At 63.8% G+C, this 23,112-nt stretch carries 19 protein-coding genes; 3 read left to right on the top strand and 16 right to left on the bottom strand.

The genetic code is table 11. The features are described 5' to 3' along the window. Positions 1-32: 32 nt before the first annotated feature. From O0881_RS19195 to O0881_RS19260, 14 genes are all read right to left on the bottom strand, one after another. On the bottom strand, positions 33-875 hold the full coding sequence (locus O0881_RS19195) for a PPK2 family polyphosphate kinase (RefSeq protein ID WP_152257844.1): 843 nt from the start codon (positions 873-875) through the stop codon (positions 33-35). Then, positions 872-1,294, bottom strand: a complete 423-nt coding sequence (locus O0881_RS19200; protein WP_289912545.1) for a CoA-binding protein — start codon at positions 1,292-1,294, stop codon at positions 872-874. Before O0881_RS19200 ends, O0881_RS19195 begins: the two co-directional genes overlap by 4 nt. 64 nt (positions 1,295-1,358) lie before the next feature. After that, complete coding sequence (locus O0881_RS19205) at positions 1,359-2,012, bottom strand: bifunctional 2-keto-4-hydroxyglutarate aldolase/2-keto-3-deoxy-6-phosphogluconate aldolase (RefSeq protein WP_289912546.1); 654 nt, start codon at positions 2,010-2,012, stop codon at positions 1,359-1,361. Between the two features lie 13 nt (positions 2,013-2,025). Beyond that, a complete protein-coding gene (locus tag O0881_RS19210) occupies positions 2,026-2,919 on the bottom strand; it encodes an SMP-30/gluconolactonase/LRE family protein (RefSeq protein ID WP_289912547.1) in 894 nt (297 codons plus the stop codon). A gap of 14 nt (positions 2,920-2,933) precedes the next feature. Then, on the bottom strand, positions 2,934-4,664 hold the full coding sequence (gene araD / locus O0881_RS19215) for an L-arabinonate dehydratase (protein ID WP_289912548.1): 1,731 nt from the start codon (positions 4,662-4,664) through the stop codon (positions 2,934-2,936). Then, the gene (locus O0881_RS19220; RefSeq protein WP_289912549.1) at positions 4,661-5,674 is read right to left on the bottom strand and encodes a 2-dehydro-3-deoxygalactonokinase; all 1,014 of its coding nucleotides are present in this window, start codon (positions 5,672-5,674) and stop codon (positions 4,661-4,663) included. Before O0881_RS19220 ends, araD begins: the two co-directional genes overlap by 4 nt. A gap of 84 nt (positions 5,675-5,758) precedes the next feature. After that, positions 5,759-6,532 carry a hypothetical protein gene (locus O0881_RS19225; RefSeq protein WP_289912550.1) on the bottom strand — a complete coding sequence of 258 codons (774 nt, stop codon included), beginning with the start codon at positions 6,530-6,532 and terminating at the stop codon, positions 5,759-5,761. Beyond that, positions 6,529-7,728, bottom strand: coding sequence for a DNA-binding transcriptional regulator (locus O0881_RS19230; RefSeq protein WP_289912551.1), 1,200 nt, complete (start codon positions 7,726-7,728; stop codon positions 6,529-6,531). Before O0881_RS19230 ends, O0881_RS19225 begins: the two co-directional genes overlap by 4 nt. A gap of 32 nt (positions 7,729-7,760) precedes the next feature. Further along, a complete protein-coding gene (locus O0881_RS19235; protein WP_034783811.1) occupies positions 7,761-8,903 on the bottom strand; it encodes a sugar ABC transporter permease in 1,143 nt (380 codons plus the stop codon). Beyond that, a complete protein-coding gene (gene xylG / locus O0881_RS19240) occupies positions 8,900-10,471 on the bottom strand; it encodes a D-xylose ABC transporter ATP-binding protein (RefSeq protein WP_289912552.1) in 1,572 nt (523 codons plus the stop codon). The genes O0881_RS19235 and xylG overlap by 4 nt, the downstream gene beginning before the upstream one ends. A gap of 110 nt (positions 10,472-10,581) precedes the next feature. Further along, on the bottom strand, positions 10,582-11,583 hold the full coding sequence (xylF, locus tag O0881_RS19245) for a D-xylose ABC transporter substrate-binding protein (protein WP_034752745.1): 1,002 nt from the start codon (positions 11,581-11,583) through the stop codon (positions 10,582-10,584). Positions 11,584-11,702: 119 nt separating this feature from the next. Continuing rightward, positions 11,703-13,490 carry an IlvD/Edd family dehydratase gene (locus O0881_RS19250; RefSeq protein WP_289912554.1) on the bottom strand — a complete coding sequence of 596 codons (1,788 nt, stop codon included), beginning with the start codon at positions 13,488-13,490 and terminating at the stop codon, positions 11,703-11,705. Then, positions 13,487-14,254 carry an SDR family oxidoreductase gene (locus O0881_RS19255; protein ID WP_289912555.1) on the bottom strand — a complete coding sequence of 256 codons (768 nt, stop codon included), beginning with the start codon at positions 14,252-14,254 and terminating at the stop codon, positions 13,487-13,489. Before O0881_RS19255 ends, O0881_RS19250 begins: the two co-directional genes overlap by 4 nt. A gap of 168 nt (positions 14,255-14,422) precedes the next feature. Beyond that, positions 14,423-15,583 carry a fumarylacetoacetate hydrolase family protein gene (locus O0881_RS19260; protein ID WP_289912556.1) on the bottom strand — a complete coding sequence of 387 codons (1,161 nt, stop codon included), beginning with the start codon at positions 15,581-15,583 and terminating at the stop codon, positions 14,423-14,425. 376 nt (positions 15,584-15,959) lie between these two features. Between O0881_RS19260 and chvE the strand changes: the two genes are divergently transcribed. The 3 genes from chvE (at position 15,960) to mmsB (ending at position 19,895) form a co-directional block, all read left to right on the top strand. Further along, positions 15,960-17,036: a multiple monosaccharide ABC transporter substrate-binding protein gene (chvE, locus tag O0881_RS19265; protein WP_289912557.1), complete on the top strand. Its 1,077-nt coding sequence runs from the start codon at positions 15,960-15,962 to the stop codon at positions 17,034-17,036. A 113-nt stretch (positions 17,037-17,149) separates the two neighbouring features. Then, the gene (gene mmsA, locus O0881_RS19270) at positions 17,150-18,691 is read left to right on the top strand and encodes a multiple monosaccharide ABC transporter ATP-binding protein (protein WP_289912558.1); all 1,542 of its coding nucleotides are present in this window, start codon (positions 17,150-17,152) and stop codon (positions 18,689-18,691) included. Continuing rightward, the gene (mmsB, locus tag O0881_RS19275; RefSeq protein WP_289912559.1) at positions 18,681-19,895 is read left to right on the top strand and encodes a multiple monosaccharide ABC transporter permease; all 1,215 of its coding nucleotides are present in this window, start codon (positions 18,681-18,683) and stop codon (positions 19,893-19,895) included. The genes mmsA and mmsB overlap by 11 nt, the downstream gene beginning before the upstream one ends. Positions 19,896-19,943: 48 nt before the next feature. Here mmsB and O0881_RS19280 read toward each other — a convergent pair whose 3' ends face one another. Next, on the bottom strand, positions 19,944-21,575 hold the full coding sequence (locus O0881_RS19280) for an NAD(P)-binding protein (protein WP_289912560.1): 1,632 nt from the start codon (positions 21,573-21,575) through the stop codon (positions 19,944-19,946). Then, positions 21,575-23,107 (bottom strand): polyamine aminopropyltransferase, encoded by a 1,533-nt coding sequence (locus O0881_RS19285; protein WP_289912656.1) that lies wholly within the window; start codon positions 23,105-23,107, stop codon positions 21,575-21,577. The genes O0881_RS19280 and O0881_RS19285 overlap by 1 nt, the downstream gene beginning before the upstream one ends. Positions 23,108-23,112 lie beyond the last annotated feature (5 nt).

Genomic DNA, 23,112 nt, shown 5'->3' on the forward strand with positions numbered 1-23,112 from the left:
TTCGCAGGCGCGGCGCTGAACTGCCCCAAGCTCTACTCGACCTTGAAAGACGACAGTTTCGGGTCCGGTGCCGGGTATTCCAGTTTCATGCCCTGCAGGGTTTCCAGCAGCAGGGACGCCACCACCAGGTTGCGCTGCGTCTTGGAGTTCGATGGCACCACGTACCACGGCGCGTGGTCGGCATCCGTCTCGCGGATCGCCGTTTCATAGGCGCGCTGGTAGCCATCCCACTTCTTGCGCTGGGCGATATCGTTGGGATCGAACTTCCACTGGCGGTCGGGATCATCGAGCCGCTCCTGCAGCCGTCCCCGCTGTTCATCCTTCGAGATATGCAGGAAGACCTTCAGGATGACGGTGCCCGTTTCACTCAGCATGCGCTCGAAATCGCGGATCTGCGCATAGCGGCGCTGGCATTCTGCCTTGTCGATCATGTCCTGCACGCGCGTGATCAGCACATCCTCGTAATGGCTGCGGTTGAAGATGGCGATTTCGCCTTTCACGGGCACGTGCTGGTGCACGCGCCACAGGTAATCGTGCGCCAGTTCGATATCGGTGGGTCCCTTGAACGCCACGGCGCGGATGCCCATCGGGTTGATATTGCTGAAGATGGCCTTGACCGTGCCATCCTTGCCCGACGTGTCCATGCCCTGCAAGACCAGCAGCACCTTCTTTTTGTGCTGCGCGTACAGCATGCTCTGGCACTCGGCGATCTGCGCCGTCAGGGCCACGGTTTCCTCGCGGTCCAGGGCCTTGCACTGGGCTGCCGTCAGCTTCTTGTTCGCCGCCTTGGTGGCGGCGCCCAGCAGGCGCTTGCCGGCGAAATCCTCGTTCAGGTCGAAGTCCTTCCCGGCACGGAACTGCGTGCGCGCCTTCATGCCGCCACCGCCAGCTTGCGGTGCTCGATTTTTGTGCAATGGTCCATCACCACCTCCAGGCCCGCCGCCCGCGCCAGCTGCGCCGCCTGCTCGTTGACTACGTCGAGCTGCAGCCACAGGCAGCCAGCCTTGACGGCGATGGCTTCCTCGGCGATGGGCAGAATATTTTCTGACTTGCGGAAGCAGTCGACGATGTCGATGCGCGCCGGCGCGACAGCCGCCGCGGCCTGCGTCAGGGTGGCGTAAGCGCGCTGCCCCAGCACATCGCGCCCGGTGAGGGCCGGATTGACGGGCAACACGCGATAGCCATGCCGCAGCAGGTAATCTGCCACTTCATGGCTGGCGCGTTCGGGCTTGTCGGACATGCCGACGATGGCGATGATGCGGCTGTCTTGCAGGATGCGGGCGATGTTGGACATATTCTGGTCTATGAGGCGTGCGACATTGCTCCTTTAGCGTAGCAGATTCCCGTCCCGGTGGGAGCTAGCCAGAAGACTTAGCCGTCCGCACGGCCGCCATCTTCGCCACGAAGGCCTGCGCGCGCGCCGTCACGGCCGCGTAGTCTCCCGTGGCGCCCGGACCACTCAGACTGCTGCCGATGCCCACGGCCACGGCGCCGCTGGCAAACCATTCATGCAAGTTCTCCACCGTCACGCCGCCCGTCGGCATCAACGGCGCTTGCGGCAAGGGCGCGCGCAGGGCCTTGATGTAGGCGGGACCGAACATCTCGGCAGGGAAGACCTTGACGATGTCGGCGCCGGCCTGCAGAGCCGTGACGATCTCCGTCGGCGTCATCGCCCCCGGCATGGACAGCACCTGGTAGCGCTGGCACAGCGTGATGGTCTCCACGTTCACGCCGGGCGAGATGATGAACTGGGCGCCGGCCAGGATGGCGGCGCGCGCCGTCTCCGTGTCGAGTACCGTGCCCGCGCCCAGCAGCACGTCATGGCCATGGCGTTCGCGCAGAGTGCGCAGCACACCCAGGGTATCGGGCGTGGTGAATGCCACTTCCAGCGCCGTGATGCCGCCGGCAATGCACGCCTCGGCAATCTGCACGGCCGCCTGCGCCGAAGGGTCACGCACGATGCCGACCATACCCCGCTCGATAATGCCCTCGAAAACCGTATGTTTTTGCATATGCTCTCTCCTGTCAGGCCGGTAAGGCGCCAAAGCGCACTTCCGGCAAACCGTGCACGTCCACCTGGCGCGCATGAAACAATCCCCCGGCCAGCGGTTCGCTCGCCAGCTGGGCCGCGCTCAAGCTCTCCTGCGCCGTGGTGACGAACAATTCGTCGTAGCGCGGGCCGCCCAGGCTCACGCAGCTGGGCTGCGAGACGGGCAGGCTGATCTTGCGCTCGACGCTGCCGTCCGGCGCGAAGCGCAAGACCCGGCCTGCCCCCCATTGCGCGCTCCACAGGTAGTCATCCGCATCGATGGTGGCGCCATCGGCGGCGCCGGGGCCCGGATCGAGCACGGCAAACACGCGCACCCGGCTGGCGTCGCCCCCCAGATAATCGTCCCAGCGGTAGATCGCCTTCTTCATCGAGTCGCAGAAGTACATGGCCGTGCCATCGACGCTGAAGCAGATGCTGTTCGAGATGGCGATCTGCGGCAGCGGCAGGCGTTCCAGGGTCAAGTCCAGGTTGAGGCGGTAGAAGCTGGCGACGGCATCGCGGCAAGGGCGCTCATCGAGCGTGCCGAAGACAAAGCGTCCCTGGCGGTCGCAGCGGCCATCGTTCAGGCGCGTCATGGGCAAGTCCCCCTCCACCGTGTGCAAGGGCGTGACGGCCCCGCTGCGCGCATCAAACCAGGCCAGGCGCGAAGCCAGTCCCAGCAGCAACACGTCGTCGCTGTCCGTCAGCGCGAAGCACGCCAGGCGCTCGGGCATGGCCCACGTCTGGCGCTCGCCCGTGGCCAGCACCAGCGCATGCAGCTGGCAGCCTTCGATATTCGTCCAGAAAACGCGGCCGCTGCGTTCGCACCAGCGCACGCCCTCGCCGAGAAAATTCTGCGCATCGACCAGTAATTGGGCCCGTGTTCCCATGTCTGTTCCTTCTTTCAATGTGATTCCCTCGGCACCGCGGAGCCCCGGCAACCGACGAGGAAGTCGAGGTCCGCGCCTTCGTCGGCCTGCGTCACGTGCTTGATGTACATCGACTGGTAGCCGCCCTTCATAGCCGGCTGCGGCGCTGTCCACTCGGCGCGGCGGCGCGCCAGCTCGGCCTCGTCGACGTCCAGGTGCAAACGCCGTCCCGCCACGTCCAGTTCAATCATGTCGCCATCGCGCACCAGCGCCAGCGGCCCGCCCACGGCCGCTTCCGGCGCCACGTGCAGTACCACCGTGCCGTAGGCCGTGCCGCTCATGCGCGCATCCGAGATGCGCACCATGTCGCGCACGCCCTGCTCCAGCAGTTTTTTCGGCAATCCCATATTGCCCACTTCGGCCATCCCCGGATAACCCTGCGGGCCGCAATTTTGCAGCACCATCACACAGCTGGCGTCGATATCGAGCGCGGGATCGTCGACGCGCTTTTTATAATGCTCGATGCTGTTGAAGACGACGGCGCGGCCACGGTGCTGCATCAGTTCCGGCGAAGCAGCGGAAGGCTTGATGACGGCACCGCGCGGAGCCAGGTTGCCATGCAGGACGGCGATGCCGCCCTCGTCCTTGAATGGCTGCGCCAGCGGCGTGATCACCTCGGGATTGAAATTTTCCGCTTCGGCCACATTGACGGCCATGCTGGCGCCCGTGACGGTGAGCGCCTCGCCATGCAATTTGCCCAGCAAGTCGCGGATGATCACGGGCAAGCCGCCCGCATAGTAAAAATCTTCCATCAGGTACTGGCCCGACGGCATCAGGTTCAGCAGGCAGGGAATGTCGCGCCCCAGGCGGTCCCAGTCGCCCAGGCGCATGTCCACGCCGATGCGCCCTGCGATGGCCAGCAGGTGGATCACGGCATTGGTCGAGCCGCCGATGGCGCCGTTGACCATGATGGCGTTTTCAAACGCTTCGCGCGTGAGGATCTGCGACAGTTTCAGGTCTTCATGCACCATGTCGACGATGCGCCGGCCCGTCAGCTGCGCCTGCAGCTTGCGGCGCGCATCGACGGCGGGAATGGCCGCGTTGCCGGGCAGGGTCACGCCCAGTGCCTCGACCATGCTGGCCATGGTGGAAGCCGTGCCCATGGTCATGCAGTGGCCGGCGGAGCGCGACATGCACGATTCGGCCTGTTTGAATTCGTTTGAGGTCATGCGCCCGGCGCGCACGTCCTCGGAAAACTTCCACACGTCCGTGCCGGAGCCGATCGGTTTGCCGCGGTAGTTACCGTTCAACATGGGACCACCCGACAGCACGATGGTCGGCAAGTCCACGCTGGCCGCGCCCATCAGCAGGGCCGGAGTGGTCTTGTCGCAGCCCGTCAGCAGCACCACGCCGTCGATCGGATTGGCGCGGATCGATTCCTCGACATCCATGCTGGCCAGGTTACGGAACAACATGGCCGTCGGGCGCAGGTTCGTCTCGCCCAGCGACATCACGGGGAATTCGACGGGAAAACCGCCCGCTTCAAGCACGCCGCGCTTGACCATCTCGGCCAGGTCGCGGAAATGGCCATTGCAGGGGGTCAGTTCGGACCAGGTATTGCAGATGCCGATGACGGGACGGCCATCGAAGGCGTCGCTGGGATAGCCCTGGTTCTTCATCCAGCTGCGGTGAATGAAACTGTCCTTGTCGTCGCCGCCAAACCACGCTTGCGAACGCAAGGGACGCTTGTTCTTGTTGTCACTCATACTGTCTCCTGCGGGGAAATCAAGCCGCGCGCGGCGGCGATCAGCAGCGCACCGTGACCGGCCAGATTGGCTTGCTGCTGGTCGTCGACGATGATGCGCTTGCCATAAAAAAATCCGTGTTCTTCGATCAGCAGCCCGAGCGCCTGGCGCAGCATGGGCTTGCCCGTAATGACGAGCGGGGTATCGGGCCGCATCTGGATGGCGGTGCTGTTGCGCAGCGCCAGCAAGTCGCCGCTGAGGACGGCGCCCATCAGGAAATTGGCCCGCTCGTTGCATTCGACGGCGCTGAACTGGCCCAGGGTGCGCACGCTGAAGCAGGCGCGCGCCAGCCCCGTTTTTTGCGCCGCCGCCGCGCCGGCCAGCAGCATTTTCGGCACCAGGGTCTGCGCAAAACCGCCATCGACCGATTGCTTGATCAGGGTATGCTGCGTGATCGCCTGCAGCAGTTCGCCCGCAATGGTGGTGCTGCAGCCGAGGATGCGGCGCTGCTCGTCCACACTGATCAATTTGGTATGCGAGCCGGGCATGATCAAGGTTGCCGCGCCCCGCAATTGCAGGCGTTCCAGCAACGCGACGACTTCCGTCTCTTCGCCGCGCATCATGTCCATCGCCTCGACGTTATGCAGGCCGACGGCGCCATGCTGGTTACGCACGCCGGGAATCAGCCACAAGGGCTGCGCCAGCACGTCGGGCAAGTCCACCGCCTGCATGCCTTGCGCCAGCTGGGCCAGGCCGGCGGGCGCCGGCAAATGCGGCACTTCGCGCACTCCCATGGGCGAGGTGATCATGCCCGACGCCAGCGCCAGGTCCACCTCGGACGGCGCAATGTCCGCGCTGGCCAGCACGCAGGCAATGGTGTCGCGCAGCGCCTGTTTCAGCGCGCCGTTATGGCCATCGATGGCGGTATTGCGCACGCCCGTTTCCAGCTGCGCCTGGGCGACGACGGCGCCTGCGCGCCACAACAAGGTACGCGTATTGGTGGTGCCGGCATCGATGGTGAGTATGTTCATGGGCGGGTTCGCAGCGTCGGTCAGGACAAAAATAAATGAGGGAAAAACTACCCCATGGTAGAACTGCCCCGCATATCTGACCAATCACTTATTTGACATCATTGATACCGGTTCGGATATGTCAAACGCGTCGAGATCCTGCACGCCCAGACGGTAGGCGAGCTTGAAGCGCATCGCCTGTCCCGGCTGCATTTCTACACCCTGCGCCAGCAGGGAAAAACAGCGCGCATCGGAATACAGATGGCAGCAGTCCTGGGTGCTGGAAAAACGCAAGACCCGGCCCGACGCGGGGTCGGCAACCCGCGCCGCCTCGCGCAGCTGGCCGCTGCCCGTCCAGTAAAAGTCATGCCGAAATCCCGGCAAGTGGGCCAGCGCGGGCCAGGCCAGACGCGAAGCGAGCGGCGCCGGCTGGCGGAAGTCGAAGGCGCTGCCCGCCACATCGAGCGGCGCGCCACCCTCACAGCCACCAGGCCAAGGCCAGTAATGGTCGGCAGCCATGCGCAGCACATGGTCGCCCACGCTGGCATGGTGGCCCTGCAGATTGAAGCGGGGCGCGGCAAGCGCAAAACGGGAAACAGTATCGGATGTGGCGTCGCAGTCGAGGTGCAGGCTGCCGTCGTCGTCAAACCGGTAGGTCAGGCGTACCGACAGGCCGTCTTGCGCCAGCTGCAACTGCAAGTGGCCGTCGCCGGGCGATGCGCACTGCCAGCCCGCGGAGGACCGCGCCGCTGGGGGCGCCGCGTCCAGCACATCGGCCAGCCGGCCATAGCGGTCGGGCGCCCACCAGGCCCGCACGCTGGCATCGTGCGCATCGATGGCTACGCGCATGCCGCGCGCGTTACGCAGCAGATGCATCATGGCGCCTGCCCGGGGGCTGGCGGCGGCCGGCTGCGCTGCTGGAATTCGCGCGGCGTGCAACCGAGTTCGCGCTTGAAGACGGCATGCATGTACTGCACCGTGGTAAAACCGCAACGCACGGCCACCTCGGCCACCTGCCCCGGCCCGCGCGCCAGCAGGGTCTTGGCCGCATCGAGCTTGAAATGCAGGATTTCATCGTGCACGCTGCGCCCCAGTTCGTGGCGGAAGTGCGCTTCGAGCGAAGAGCGCGACACGCCCACGTAATCGGCCACCTGCTCCGTCTTGATGCCCTGGCAGGCGTACTGGCGGATGAAGTGGCGCGCCTGCATCACCTGCGGATGCTGGAAGGGCTGGTGGCGCGTGGAGGCGAGCACGTTCAGGCCGGCCGGCGGCACGAGGATGCGCGTGCCGGACAGGCGCGCGCCGTTGAGCATCTGGTGCAGCAGATGCGCCGCCGTGCGGCCCATTTCCTCCGTGCCCTGGATCACGGAACTCAAGGGAATGCGCGTGAGCATGCGCGCCAGCGGGTCGTTGTCGATGCCGATCAGGGCGACCTGCTCCGGCACGGCGATGCCCGCGTGCATGCACGCTTGCAGCAACTGGCGCGCGCGCGCGTCGCTGACGGCGATGATGCCGACGGGTTTTTCCAGGCTGTTGAGCCAGGCGATCTGCTGCTCCACCGCTTCGTCCCATGACGGCGCGCTGGTGGCGACGCCCCGGTACACGTCGGCGCGCATGTGGTCGCGCTGCATCAAGGCGCAAAATGCCGTTTCGCGCTCCTGCGCCCAGCGGTTGACATCGGCCTCGGGCAGGCTGAAACAGGCAAAGCGGCTCAATCCCGCTTCCACCAGGTGTTCATAGGCCAGCTTGACGATCTTGAAATTATCGGTCGCCACGTACGGGATGCCGGCCGGATAATCCTCCGCACGCGCATACGAGCCGCCTACGGCCACCACCGGCAGGCGGCTGTGTGCCAGCGCCGCGCAGACGGCGGGATCGTCGAAATCGGCGATGATGCCATCGCCCTGCCAGCGTTCGATGCCCGGCAGGCGGCAGCGAAAATCCTCTTCCAGGAACAGGTCCCACGACACACGCGTGGTGTTCAGGTAGGCGGCGATGCCCGCGATGATGTCGCGGTCATAGATTTTATTCCCGTTAAACAGCAGCGCGATCCGGTGCGCGGTCGGCATCTTCATGGTGTCTCCTCCCGTGCCAGATCGTTTCACGGCTAGCGGCGTCCGGCACGCGTGCTGACATCGACCCACACGGCGAGGGTGAGGATACTGCCTTTTACGATCATCTGCCAGTAGGTGTCCACGTCCAGCATGGACATGCCGTTATCCAGGCTGGCCATCACCAGCGCGCCAATAAGGGCGCCATACACGGTGCCCGAGCCGCCGCGCATCGAAGTGCCGCCGATGAAGCAGGCGGCGATGGCATCGAGTTCGCTGAAGGTGCCGGCCGACGGCGAACCGGCCGCCAGGCGACCCGTGTTGATCAGACCCGCCAGCGCGCACATCAGGCCCATGATGCCGAAGATCCACAGCTTGACGGCTTTCACATTGATGCCGGACAAGCGCGTCGCTTCCATATTGCTGCCGACAGCGTAGATGCGGCGGCCGAACACGGTCTGGCTGGTGATGTAGCTGAACAGCCCCAGCAAGGCCAGCAGCAACAGCACGGGCAGCGGGATGCCTTCATAGCCATTCAGGGTTTGCACGAAGGCGTACAGCACGGCGCCGATGACGGCCAGGCGCAAGCCGTCGGCCCAGGGCGCCGTCTGCGGCAAGCCATGCTGCGCGCGGCTGGCACGCGCGCGCCACGTCAGGAAAGCGGCCAGCAGGAACAGGCCGATGCCCAGCACGATGCCGGGCACCGCGGGCAGGTAGCCCTGTCCCAAGTAGACCATCGGCTCGGAGACGGGCGCGATCGTGATGCCGCCCGTGATGCCCAGCAAAATGCCGCGATACGCCAGCATGCCCCCCAGTCCCACGATGAAGGACGGGATACCCCGGTACGCCGTCAGGTAGCCGTTGAGCAAACCGATCACCAGGCCGCAGCCGAGTACCGCCGCCAGGTTCAACGCCAGCGGCCAGTGCTGCGTCACGTCCAGCACGGCGGCGATGCCGCCGAGTAGCCCCAGCAGGGAGCCGATCGACAGGTCGATCTCGCCGGCGATAATCACCAGCACCATGCCGCAGGCGAGGATGCCGGTGACGGACATCTGGCGCAGCAGGTTCGACAGGTTGCGCGGCGTAAGGAAACTGCCCTCCGTCTTCCACGAAAAGAAGGCCCAGATCAGCGCCACGGCGATCAGCAGGGCCAGCATCTTGTATTGGGTGAACAGCTGTTTGATACTGTGCGGTTTCATGCTGCGGGTTCCTTGTTTGCGGTGTTGGCGGCGGGTGCCGGGCGCTGGTCCAGCGCCGCCGCCAGCACGGTTTCCTGACTCAGGCCATCGTTGATAAAGTCGCCGCGCAGGCGGCCCTCGCCCATCACCAGCACGCGGTCGGACACGCCCAGCACTTCGGCCAGTTCCGACGAGACCATAATGATGGCCACGCCCCGGTCGGCCAGCGCCAGCATCAATTTGTAGATTTCATATTTGGCGCCCACGTCCACGCCGCGCGTGGGCTCGTCAAGGATCAGGACGCGCGGGCGCGTCAGCAGCATCTTAGCCAGCACGGCCTTTTGCTGGTTGCCGCCCGACAGGCTCGTAATGGGCAGCGACGGGCTGGCCGCCTTCAGCTCCAGCTGGGCGATCTCGCCGCGCACGGCCGTCAATTCCGCCTCGCCATCGATGCGCGTGGCGCGCGCGAATTGCTCCAGCACGGCCAGGGTGATGTTCTGCCCCACGTCGAGGTCCGGCACGATGCCGTAGTGCTTGCGGTCCTCCGGCACCATCGCCAGGCCCTTGGCGATGGCCTTTTGCGGCGAACCGGTATCGATTCTCCGGCCATCGAGCCACACTTCGGCCTCGCACGGCCCCTGGTAGGCGCCAAACAGGGCCGAGACGAGCTCCGTGCGCCCCGCCCCCACCAGACCGGCGATGCCGAGGACCTCGCCCTTGCGCAGGGTGAATGACACATCGTCGACGCGCTTGCGCTGCGGGTTGTCGGCGTCGATGCAAGTCACATGGCGCGCCTCGAACAACACCTCGCCAATGGCCGGCGGCTGCGCGCGCTGCGGATACAGCTGGCTCATTTCGCGGCCCACCATCTGCGCGATGATGCGTTCAACGTTCATCTGCGCCATCGGCGTGGTCGCGATATGCCTGCCGTCGCGGATGACGACGATAGTGTCGCAGATGGCCGCCACTTCATCGAGCTTGTGCGAAATGTAGATACAGGTGACGCCCTTGGCTTTCAACGCGCGCAGGATATCGAGCAGCACGGCGATTTCCGACGCCGTCAGCGACGATGACGGCTCGTCGAGTATCAGCAAGCGTGCATTCTTGTTGAGCGCCTTGGCGATTTCCACCAGTTGCTGGTGGCCGCCGCCGTAATTCATCACGGGCTGCGCCACGTTCAATTCGGGAATTTTCAGTTCGCGCAACAGCTCGTCGGCGCGCTTGTACATGGCTGCGTAATGCATGCGTCCGCCCGGCAGGGTCAGCTCGCGGCCCATGAAGATATTCTCGGCCACGGACAGCTGCGGCACCAGCATCAGCTCCTGGTGGATGATGATGATGCCCGCGTCTTCCGTGTCGCGGATCGATTGCGCGCGCAGGGGCTGGCCATCCCACAGTATGTCGCCGTCCCAGGTGCCATGCGGGTACACACCGGACAGCACCTTCATCAGGGTCGACTTGCCGGCGCCATTCTCGCCGCACAGGCCGATGCACTCGCCGGCCCGCACCTGCAGGTCGATGCCGTCAAGCGCGCGGACACCGCCAAACTGTTTGACGATGCCTTTCATTTCAAGCAGATATTCAGACATCTGAGCTCACATTCATTCACCAAGAAGCAAGAGAAATCAGGGGTCAGTCCCTGTGGGATCGGAGTGCGCCCCATTGGGGCGTACTCCCCCGGCGGGCCTGACCCCAGCTTTTAGTTGCCCAACTGAGCTTTGGTATAGAAGCCGTCGTCGACAAGAATGTTCACGTTCGCCTTGGTCAAGGGCGTAGGTTTCAACAGCACCGTGCTGACTTTTTTCAAGCCGTTGTCATAGCTGGAGTTGTAGGCCGGCTTTTCATTGCGCGCCAGTTGCACGGCCAGCTTGGCCGCTTCGGCGGCGATGGTTTTCAGCGGCTTGTAGACCGTCATCGACTGCGTGCCGGCGATCACGCGTTTCACCGCCGCCAGATCGGCATCCTGGCCCGAAACAGGCACCTTGCCTGCCAGTTTTTGCGCGGCCAGGGCCTGGATGGCGCCGCCGGCCGTGCCGTCGTTCGAGGCGACGATGGCGTCGATCTTGTTGCCGTTGGCCGTCAGCGCGTTTTCCACGATGGACAGCGCTTCGGTGGCGCTCCAGTCCTTCACCCACTGCTGGCCGACGATCTTGATATCGCCCTTGTCGATGAACGGCTTGAGCACCTTCATCTGACCTTCGCGCAGCATCTTGGCGTTGTTGTCGGTCGGCGAGCCGCCCAGCAGGTAGTAATTGCCCTTCGGTTGCAGCTTGGTCACGCCTTCGGCCTGCATCTCGCCCACTTTCTCGTTGTCGAACGAGATATACGCGTCGATATCGGCGTTCAGGATCAATCGGTCATACGACAGCACCTTGATGCCTGCCTTTTTCGCTTCCTTGACGGTGTTGTTCAATACCGTCGCATTGAACGGCACGATCACCAGCACGTCCACGCCGCGCGAGATCAGGTTTTCGATTTGCGAAATCTGACGCTGCTCGCTGGCGTCGGCCGATTGCACGAAGACCTTGGCGCCCTGCTTTTCGGCGGCGGCGATGAAGAAATCGCGGTCGCGCGTCCAGCGCTCCACGCGCAAGTCATCGATGGAAAAGCCGATCTTCGGGTTTTTTGCATCGGCCAGGGCGGCGCTGCTGCTCAATGCCAGCATGGCGGTCATGATGGCTGCACTGATGATCTTGTTCATTGTGTGTCTCCTTGTGGATTTTATTAACAACGTTTTTTCACTACGGGGTACTGCTGAAAAATTTGGTGATGCTGGTGTTGTCGGGTTACGCGCGAAGCGCTAACCCGACCTACGTGCGACTAATGGTTATGACGGGGCAGGGTCTGTCCCACGGCGCGGTATTTCAGCGCCAGCTCCATGCAGGCGCCCGTTTCCAGCTGGCCCACGCTGGCGCGGTAGATTTCCTGCCATGGCGTGGCGCTGTCGTTGACCGGCGGCGGCAGCTCTTTGGCGCGGCGCGCCAGTTCAAACGCATCGACCAGCATGTCGCACTGGCCCCCATTCAAGTCCACGCGGATCATGTCGCCCGTGCGCAGCAGCGCCAAGCCGCCGCCCACGGCGCTTTCCGGCGAGGCGTTCAAAATCGAGGGACTGTCCGAGGTGCCCGACTGGCGCCCATCACCCAGGGTCGGCAGGTTCAGAATGCCGGCCTTGAGAAGGGCATCGGGCGGCTGCATGTTGACCACTTCGGCCGAACCGGGCCAGCCCACGGGACCGGCGCCGCGCATGACCAGCATGCAGCTGTCGTCGATGCCAAGCGCCGGATCGTTGATGCGCGCGTGGTAGTCGGACGAACCATCAAAGACGATGGCGCGCGCCTCGAACACGCCTTCGCTGCCGGGGCGCGACAGGTAGCGCTCGCGGAAGGCGGGCGAAATCACGCTGGTCTTCATGATGGCGAAATCGAACAGGTTGCCCTGCAAGGCCATGAAACCGGCCTTTTCCTTCAGCGGCGCGGCAAACGGGCGGATCATCTCGCGGTCCGCGCTTTCGCGCCCGGCCAGGTTCTCCGCCATGCTCCGGCCCGTGACGGTGGCGCGCTGCGCGTGCAACAACCCCGCCTGCAGCAGTTCCCACATCACGGCCGGCACGCCGCCGGCGCGGTGGAAGCGCTCGCCCAGGTATTTGCCGGCCGGCTGCATGTTCAACAGCAGCGGCACGTCGTAGCCATGCGCCATCCAGTCGCTTGACGCCAATTCCACGCCCGCATGGCGCGCCATGGCCATCAGATGCGGCTGGGCGTTGGTGGAGCCGCCGATGGCGGCGTTGACGATGATGGCGTCCAAAAACGCCTCGCGCGTGAGGATGCTCGACGGGCGCACGTCGTCATGCGCCATGCCGACGATGCGACGCCCCGTTTCGTAGGCGATCTGGCCCCGTTCGCGGTACGGCGCGGGAATGGCCGAGCAGCCCGTCAGGGACATGCCCAGCGCCTCGGCCAGCGCATTCATGGTCGATGCCGTGCCCATGGTGTTGCAGTGGCCGGCCGACGGCGCCGAGGCGGCGGCGATCTGCAGGAATTTGTCGTTGTCGATCAGGCCGGCGGACAGCTGGCGGCGGCCCTTCCAGATGGCCGCGCCAGAACCCACCAGTTCGCCGTCCATCCAGCCATCGAGCATGGGCCCGCCCGACAGCACGATGGCGGGAATGTCCACCGTGGCGGCGGCCATCAGCTGGGCCGGCGTGGTCTTGTCGCAACCCGTCGTCAGCACCACGGCGTCGATCGGGTAACCATGCAGGATTTCCACAAGGCCCAGATACGCCAGGTTGCGGTCCAGCGCGGCCGTCGGACGGCGGCAGTTTTCAAAGATCGGGTGCAGCGGGAATTCCATCGGGATGCCGCCCGCATCGCGGATGCCGTCGCGCACGCGCTGGGCCAGTTCCAGGTGGATGCGGTTGCAGGGGCTGATATCGCTGCCGCTTTGCGCAATACCGATGATGGGCCGGCCCGAACGCAGCTCCTCGGCCGTGATCCCGTAGTTCATGAAGCGCTCCAGGTACAGCGCCGTCATGTCGATGTGGTCGGGATTGTCGAACCAGTCCTGCGAGCGGAAGCGCCGCGACTGGCGATTGTTTGGGGTACTCATGCGCCGTACCAGCCTGCGTCGACATAGTATTCGCGGCCGGCGCACTTGGCCGCGTTGTCCGACGCGAGGAACAGCGCCAGCGCCGCCACGTCTTCCGGCTCCACGCGCAGCTGCAGGCATTGCCCCTGCAGGATCACGGCTTCCGCCTCCGGCGTATGCCACAGTTTTTCCTGGCGCGGCGTGCGCACGGCGCCGGGAATGATGCAATTGACGCGGATGCCGTCGACGCCCAGGTCGCGCGCCAGACCGCGCGTCAAGCCCTCGATACCGGCTTTCGCCGTCATGTAGATCGACAGGCGCGCTTGCGCCAGGTGCCAGGAAATCGACCCCAGGTTGAGGATCACGCCGCCGCCCTTGGCGCGCATGGCCGGCGCCACAGCCTGGGCGCAGAAATACTGGTGGCGCAGGTTGACGGCAATGCGCTCGTCCCAGTAGGCGGGCGTGACGTCCTGCAGCTGGTGGCGGTCGTCATTGGCCGCGTTGTTGATAAGGATATCCGTAGCGCCCGCGCTGTGTTCGATCTCGGCGAAGGTGGCGACCAGGGCGCCCAGATCCGTCAGGTCGCAGTAGCGGAAAACGGGCGGCTGCGGCAGGTCGGCCAGCTTTTCCTGCAGCGCCAGCGACGCTTCGCGGGCGATGTCGAGAAAGGTGACGTAGGCGCCTTGGCGCGCGAACGCCTCGACGATGGCCACGCCGATGCCGGTGCCGCCGCCCGTGATGACGACGCGCTGGCCTGCCAGGCTGGGGTAGATTGCATGTTGCATGGTGTCTCTCTTTTTAGGAACGCATAACCAAACCTACTGCGCGTCGAGATTTGCGGCCTCCGATGCTCACTGACTCGGCGTCCCCGTGCATGCGCACAGCTCCGCTACTCAGCCACAACTCTCATCCGCTCGCTACGGTTTTGTTAAGCGTTCTTAGTTAATAAATAATCAAAGCAAACCGCGTTGGGCCAGGTTCTGGTACAGCGCGCGCACGCCGAACGTCCAGGGAGGAATCGCATCGCAGCGCTGCACTTCGTTGACCAGCGCGCCCAGCGCGGCGCTGGCAATCGTCACCCGGTCGCCCAGGTGGTGCGTGAAGCCGCCGCCCTGCGCGCCGCGGTCCTTCACGGGCGAGAACATGGTCCCCAGGAACAGCATGAAACCGTCCGGATACTGGTGGTACTGGCCTGCCGTTTGCCGCACCAGGTCCAGTGGGTCACGGCTGATCTCGCGCATAAAGCTGGCGCCTTCGAGCACAAAGCCATCGGCCGCGCCTTCGATCAGCAGCGACACTTCCGCCTGGCGCACGGTGTCGAGCGTGAAGTGTTCGTCGAACAGGCGGATGAAGGGGCCGATGGCGCAGGAACCGTTGTTATCCTTGGCCTTGCCCAGCAAGAGGGCACTGCGCCCTTCGATGTCGCGCAGGTTGACGTCATTGCCCAAGGTCGCCCCCAGCACCTCGCCGCGGCTGTTGACGGCCAGGACGATCTCGGGCTCCGGGTTGTTCCAGGCGGACGATGGCAGCAAGCCCACCTGCGCGCCGCAGCCCACCGACGACATCGGCTGCGCCTTGGTAAACACTTCCGCATCGGGGCCGATGCCCACTTCCATGTACTGCGACCAGGCCCCGCGCTGCTGCAGCTGCTGTTTCAAGCGCTGCGCCGCGTCCGAGCCGGGCTTCAATGCGGACAAGTCGCCGCCCAGGGTCATTTGCAGGGCGGCGCGCAGGCTCGCCGCGCGTGCCGCGTCGCCGCCCGCCTGTTCCTCGATCACCCGTTCGAGCAAGCTGACGGCGAAGGTCACGCCGCATGCCTTGACAGCCTGCAGGTCGCACGGCGCCAACAGCAGCGGCGCGCCGGCCGGCGCGGCCAGTGCCTGCTCCAGCAGTTCCTGCACGGGGCCGAGCGCAATACCGGGCGCATGGCGGGCGATATCGAGCGCATCGCTACGCTCGAACAGCTCGGCCACCGTCGCCACCGTTTGCGTGAGGTCGACCACCTCGCCACCGCGCACGACGACGACGCAAGGGCCGTCACGCCAGATGCGGCCGATGAGGAGGGCCTGCGCCAGGTCGGCGGGCAACAGGGAGGCGGGGGAAATCGGCTGCATGGCAAGCTTTCAAAGGGACGTGATGGGAAGGCAATCGGTCAAGTTCGGAGCGATTCTGCGCGCCGCCCTGTGTCGCCGCAATTACGAAAATCACCAAATTGAATGATGATTATTGGTATTGCAGTGCACCAAAAAAAGCCGCCGCGCGGTCCCCGTTTCTGCCCTGTCAGCAGGCGGGAAGCAGGGTTATGGCGCATTGCATCAATTGATCGATCGATATCGTTTTGGATATCGCCAATGCGAAAAAAGTGATTGGTGAGGGATGGATGGACAAACTAGTATCAGCCGTGGCCTGCAATCGGCCATCCGCACGGAGCCCGCCCACTGGGACGACGGCCCTGGCACATTCAACTATCGAAGACGGTGGAGACCTGAAATGAAAACAACAATGAAAATGCTGACCGCGAGCCTGGCGCTGGCCATCTCCGGCATGGCCGTAATGCCCATGGCAAGCGCCGCCGACAAGGGCGCGATCGGCATCTCGATGCCAACCAAGTCATCCATGCGCTGGATCGCCGATGGCGACAACATGGTCAAGGTATTCAAGGAGCGCGGCTACAAGACGGACTTGCAGTTTGCCGACGACGATATCCCGAACCAGCTGGCGCAGGTGGAAAACATGATCACCAAGGGCGCCAAGGTGCTGGTGATCGCCGCCATCGACGGCACCACCTTGTCGAACGTGCTGCAAAAGGCGGCCGACAAGGGCATCAAGGTCATTTCGTATGACCGCCTGATCCGCGGCACGAAAAACATCGACTACTACGCCACCTTCGACAATTTCCAGGTCGGCGTGCTGCAAGCGGGCTATATCGAATCGGCGCTGAAACTCAAGGAAGGCAAGGGCCCGTTCAACATCGAGCTGTTCGGCGGCTCGGCCGATGACAACAACGCGCACTTCTTCTACAACGGCGCGCTGTCGGTGCTGAAACCCTACATCGACAGCGGCAAGCTGGTGGTGCGCTCGAAGCAGATGGGCATGGAAAAGGTCGCCACCCTGCGCTGGGACGGCGCCGTGGCGCAGGCGCGCATGGACAACCTGCTCAGCGCATACTACGGCAATGCGCGCGTCGACGCGGTGCTGTCGCCGTATGACGGCTTGAGCATCGGCATCCTGTCGTCGCTCAAGGGCGTCGGCTACGGCACGCCGAAACAACCGTTCCCCGTCGTGACAGGCCAGGATGCGGAAATCCCGTCGGTGAAATCGATCATCCGCGGCGAACAGGCATCGACCGTGTTCAAGGACACGCGCGAACTGGCCAAGGTGACGGCCAACATGGTCGACGCGATGATGTCGGGCAAAGTCCCGACCGTCAACGATACCAAGACCTATAACAACGGCGTGAAAGTCGTGCCGTCCTACCTGTTAAAACCGGTCACCGTCGACAAGGCGAACTGGAAGCAGGTACTCGTCACCGGCAGCGGCTACTACACGGAAGCGCAAGTGAAATAAGCATCGACGGTACTGAAGGCCCGGCGCTGCCGGGCCTTTCGCTTCATGCACGATCAAGAACAAGACTGCCGCACGACCGGCGCCGACCAGCGCGGCCGTGCCAGAGAGGTTATATGACGAACACTATCCTGGAAATGCGCGGGATACGCAAAACATTCCCGGGCGTCGTTGCGCTCGACAATGTCAACCTGCGGGTACGCAGCGGCGAAATCCACGCCATCGTCGGCGAAAACGGCGCCGGCAAATCGACCCTGATGAAAGTGCTGAGCGGCGTCTACGGCCATGGCAGCTATACGGGCGACATCGATTACCTGGGCCAGACGCGGCACTTCCGCGGCATCAAGGACAGCGAAGAAATCGGCATCATCATCATCCACCAGGAACTGGCGCTGGTGCCCCAGTTGTCGATCGCCGAGAATATCTTCCTCGGCAACGAGCCGGCCCGCATGGGTGTCATCGACTGGGAATACGCGCAAGCGAAGACGCGCGAACTGCTGCACAAAGTCGGCCTGAAAGAGTCCCCGGACACCCTGATCACCAACCTGGGCGTGGGCAAGCAGCAACTGATCGAAATCGCCAAGGCGCTGTGCAAGGACGTCAAGCTGCTGATCCTCGACGAGCCGACGGCCAGCCTGAACGAGAGCGACAGCGCAGCCCTGCTCGACCTGCTGCTGGGCCTGAAAGCCCAGGGCATCGCCTCCATCCTGATCTCGCACAAGCTCAATGAAATTTCCAGAGTCGCCGATGCCATCACGGTGCTGCGCGACGGGAACACGGTCGACAGTTTCGACTGCCGCATGGAGCCAGTCAGCGAAGACCGCATCATCGAAAAAATGGTCGGGCGCGAGATGGCCGACCGCTATCCACCGCGCACGCCCACCATCGGCGAGACCATTTTCGAAGTGCGCGATTGGCGCGTGTTCCATCCCGAGCATGCCGAGCGCCCTGTCATCAAGGGCATCAACATGCACGCCAGGAAGGGCGAGATCATCGGCATCGCCGGCTTGATGGGCTCCGGGCGCACGGAACTGGCGATGAGCATTTTCGGGCGCGCCTACGGACAGCGCATCAGCGGCACGGTGCTGAAGAACGGCCAGGAAATCGACGTCAGCACCATCGGCAAGGCGATCGCGCATGGCCTTGCGTATGTCACGGAAGACCGCAAGGGCCTGGGCCTGATCCTGGAAGAGGACATCCAGAAGAATACCAGCCTGGCCAACCTGGACGCAATTTCGAAGCGCATGGTGATCGACGAGCAGCGTGAATTCAGCGTGGCCGAGGAGTTCCGCCGCAAGCTCAAGACCCGTTGCTCGAGCGTGGCGCAGAAAGTGGTCAACCTGTCCGGCGGCAATCAGCAGAAAGTGGTGCTGGCAAAGTGGCTGTTTTCGCGCCCCGACATCCTGATCCTCGATGAACCGAGCCGCGGTATCGACGTGGGCGCCAAATACGAGATCTACAGCATCATCAGCGAGCTGGCCGCCGAAGGCAAATGCATCATCATGATTTCGTCGGAAATGCCGGAATTGCTGGGCATGTGCGACCGGATCTATGTCATGAACGAAGGCCGCTTCGCGGCAGAACTGAGCGCAGCAGAAGCATCGCAAGAGCGAATCATGCGCGCGATCGTTACACACGGAGAAAACAATGGACAATAAACTGACAGCGGGAACGGCGGCAGGCGCGCCAGCGGCCGCACCGCAAGTGAAAAGCTATGCCGGCTTTTTGAAGAACAATATGCGCGACTACGGCATGCTGCTCTCCCTGATCGTCATCATGGGCTTTTTCCAGTACATGACCGACGGCACCCTGATGCAGCCGCTGAACCTGACCAACCTGGTGCTGCAAAACAGCTACATCGTCATCATGGCACTGGGCATGCTGATGGTCATCGTGGCCGGCCATATCGATTTGTCCGTCGGTTCGGTGGTCGGCTTCGTCGGTGCGTTGGCTGCCGTCCTGATCGTCAACTACAACATGAACTTTGTCGCCGCCAGCATCATCTGCCTGCTGGCCGGCGCCGTCATCGGCGGCGCGCAAGGCTATTTTGTCGCCTTCTTCAAAATCCCCTCCTTCATCGTCACCCTGGCCGGCATGCTGGTATTCAAGGGCCTGACCCTGGCACTGCTGGCTGGCCAGTCGGTCGGCCCCTTCCCGGAAGGCTTCCAGATGCTCAGCTCGGGCTTCCTGCCCGACCCGTTCGGCGGCGAAAACCTGCGCGGCTTTTCCCTGCTGCTGGGCGTGATCGCCGCAGCGGCGCTGATCATCACCTCGCTGCGCAGCCGCACCAAGCAACTGAAACACGGCATGGAAAACGAGCCGCGCGCCTTCTTCCTGCTGAAAAACGCCATCTTCGCCGCCGTGATGGTGTATTTCAGCTACCTGCTGGCGTCGTACCGCGGCTTTCCCAACGTGCTGGCCGTGATGTCGCTGCTCATCGTCGCCTACACCTTCATTACCAACCGCACCGTACTGGGACGCCGCGTGTATGCGGTGGGCGGCAATGAGAAGGCGGCGCGCCTGTCCGGCATCAAGACGGAACGGGTCAGCTTCTACACCTTCGTCAACATGGGCATGCTGGCCGCGCTGGCCGGTTTGATCTTCGCGGCGCGCCTGAACACGGCCACGCCGAAAGCGGGAACAGGTTTCGAGCTGGACGTGATCGCCGCCTGCTTCATCGGCGGCGCCTCGGCTTCGGGCGGCGTGGGCAAGGTGATGGGCGCCGTCATCGGCGCCTTCATCATGGGCGTGATGAACAACGGCATGTCCATCATGGGCATCGGCATCGACTACCAACAGGTAATCAAGGGCCTGGTGCTGCTGGCGGCCGTGTTCATCGACGTCATCAACAAGAACAAGTAGACCGGTTCGAGCCTTAGGGGGCTCTGGCCGGCGTTCGCGCCGGCCTTTTTATTTGGCCGCCAGGCGCGCCGCGCGGTCCCCCCACCACGCCGCTTCCTCGAACACGGAAAAGCCCGACAAATCCGCATGCGCAAACAGAATTGCGCCATCGTGCTCGCGCAGCGCCTTCAAGCCCGCATTGCTGCGAAATCCTGGCAACGGTGCCGCCATGGCGTGGCCACGCACGGTGATGTCGACACGTTCCACGCAGCTGACAAAGTCGCGCCCATACGCCGTCTTCAAATCGATGCTGGCCAGCGCCAGCAATTGCTCGGGCGTGGCCACATCTAACCACTTGCGCGCTTCCTGCGGCGTGCGGTCGGACAGGGCCACATAGGCGCTGAAGACGGTTTTCTCGGGCGGGCGAACGCGGATGTCCTGGTGCGTGGAGACGACATAGCCGAGGCCCGGTTCCTGGTACACCACGTTGTCCCAGCACAGCGGCGCATGCGGCAATTCGTCGGGAAAGCGTTTCAGTAAAAAATTCGCCACCAACCACGGCGCATACGCGGGCGTATCGCGTTTGAGGTCGAAGCCATAGCTGGCGATGTCGTTGACCACGCGCGCCGCCACATACAAGGGCATGGCGCAGATGGCCTTGCGCGCCTTGACCAGGTAGGTGCGCGGCTGGCCGTCGACCAGGTCCAGGCACAGCGCCTCCACGCCCTGTTCCGTCGTCTGCACGGAAACTACCGTGCCTGCATGACGTTTGACACCCGACGCCTGCTCCATGGCCGTGGCGACCGGTTGCATGCCGCCCGGCCAGGTCAGCCAGGCGCCGTTGCCGGCATTGGCAGCCTGTCCCCAGCGGCTGCAGTAGTAATGCAGGCCGGCCCAGGCCGAGACCTGGTCGTAGCGCGTGCCGTAATCGTCACGGCAGCAGTAATTCAAATACCAGTGCAGAGTGGGCGAGGTATAGCCTTCGCGCTCCATCCACTGCTTCAAGGTGATGCTGTCCAGCGCCTGCCAGGCCGGGTCTTGCGACGATGCCACTGTCGGGAACACGAAGACGCGTTTGCCGTCGTTGCCATGCGCCTGGCGCAGGCGCCGCACCTCGGCAAAGAAACGCTCGTGTTGCGCCAGTTCTTCGGCAGAAACGCCTTCGGTGGGAATGAAGCCATCCTGCCAGTGGCCGTTGAACAGCAGGCGCTCCTCGGGCGCGTGCAGGATGTAACGCTCGTCGTAAGTCGGCTTTTCCGCCATGGGGTCGCGCTGGATGATACCCAGGTCGAACAGGATCTCGCGCACATGGGTCGATTCGGGCGAAGGCAGCGGCAGATAGTGGCCGCCTGTCGGATAGGCCAGGTCGCCGAACTGCCCACCGGCCGCGTTGCCGTACGGCTGGGGACCATCGATCATGAGGAAGTCCTGGTCACCCAGTTTATTCAAGCGCCAGGCGGCCGTCAGGCCGGCGATACCGGAGCCGAGAATCGCCACGTCGGTGGTGACGGTTGCCGAGGGCGCCGGCAGCGCCGTGCGCTCGCGCAGCAGCTTGCGCAAATAATGCCCCTCGCTGCGGCCCGGATACAGCACCTTGGGCGTGATTTCCTGCCAGCGCAGATACGCGGCGATGCTGCCGATGCCAGCGACGGCCGCTGCCGTGCCGCCGGCGGCCCACAGCATGAAGGAACGGCGCTGCATCAGCGGATCACCCGGTTCCAGTCCTGCTCGAATTCATGCACGAGCGACTGGGTATTCAGGCGATTCGGCGCCATGGGCAACGGCTGCATGTCGGGCGGGAAGATGAACATTTCGCGCGTGGTGTCCGCATTCAGGTAGCGCATGGGCAGGCGATAGTTGGTGGGCGGTTTGTAGTCGAGCTGGGGTGAAGCGAGGATAAATCCCCATTCGCCGAACGAGGGCACGTAGGCGTGATAGGGCCAGGTGCGCATGCCCACTTCGCGCAGGGTCGAATTGATGGTCCAGTAGGCGTGCGGCGCAAAGAACGGCGACGTCGATTGCACCACCATCAAGCCCTTGGCGGCCAGGTGTTTTTTCACCAGGTCGTAGAACGGCACCGAATACAGTTTTCCGAGCGCGAAGCTGGACGGATCGGGGAAATCGACGATTGCCGCGTCGAACATGTCGCCGTTGTTGCGCAGCCAGACGGCGGCATCGGCATTAACTACGGTAACCCGCTTGTCCGAGAACGAATTGTTGTTCAGCTTTGCCAGTTCCGGGCGCGTGGTAAACGCGGCCGTCATGGCGGGGTCGAGGTCGACGACGGTGACGTGTTCGACGTGGGGATAACGCAGAATTTCGCGCAGGGCCAAGCCATCGCCGCCGCCCAGCACCAGCACGCGGCGCGCCCAGGGCAACGCTTCCAGCACGGGGTGCACCAGCGCCTCGTGATAGCGGTACTCGTCGCGCGAAGAAAACTGCAGGTTGCCGTTGATGTACAGCCGCGTATCGTCCTTCCAGCGCGTGATCACCAGGCGCTGGTAGGGCGTGGTGGTCGAGTACACGATCTGGTCGCCGAACAGGCCGTGCTCGCCCCAGGCCACCATGCGGTCCGACATGGCAAAGCCGGCCACCAGCACCAGCATCACGGCGCAAGCGCGCAGGAAGCGCCCCGTGAGGTTCTTCAGTTCCGCGCGGAACACCCAGATCGTCCACAGGCCCACGCCCACGTTGAGCATGCCGAACAGGAAACCCGTGCGCACAAGTCCCAGGTACGGCGACAGCACCAGCGGAAACAGCAGGGAAACGGCCAGCGCGCCCAGGTAATCGAAGGTCAGCACGCGGCTGACCAGCTCAGAAAACTCCGTCTGGCGCGAGTTCAGGGCGCGCATCACCAGCGGCACTTCCATGCCGACCAGTGCGCCGATCAGGAACACCATCACATACAATAAGGTGCGAAATGGCGCGGCCATCCACGAAAAGGTCATGAACAGGATGGCGGCCGACAGGCCGCCGATCAAGCCCACGGCTAGTTCGATGTCGACGAAACGCGAGAGCACGTCGTCGTCGCGTACATATTTTGAAAAGTGAGCGCCCACACCCATTGCGAACAAGTAGCAGCCGATGATGGTGGAAAACTGCAGAATGGAGTCGCCGAGCAGGTAGCTGGACATGGCTCCGGCGATCAGCTCATACGCGAGGCCGCAGGAGGCGACCACGAAGACGGACAAAATCAGAATCTTTTTGTTCATGGGGCTTTTTTTTGTTCTAATATGCG

Origin of the sequence: Janthinobacterium sp. SUN100, from assembly GCF_030397705.1 — a bacterium.
Taxonomy (GTDB): Bacteria; Pseudomonadota; Gammaproteobacteria; order Burkholderiales; family Burkholderiaceae_D; genus Janthinobacterium; species Janthinobacterium kumbetense.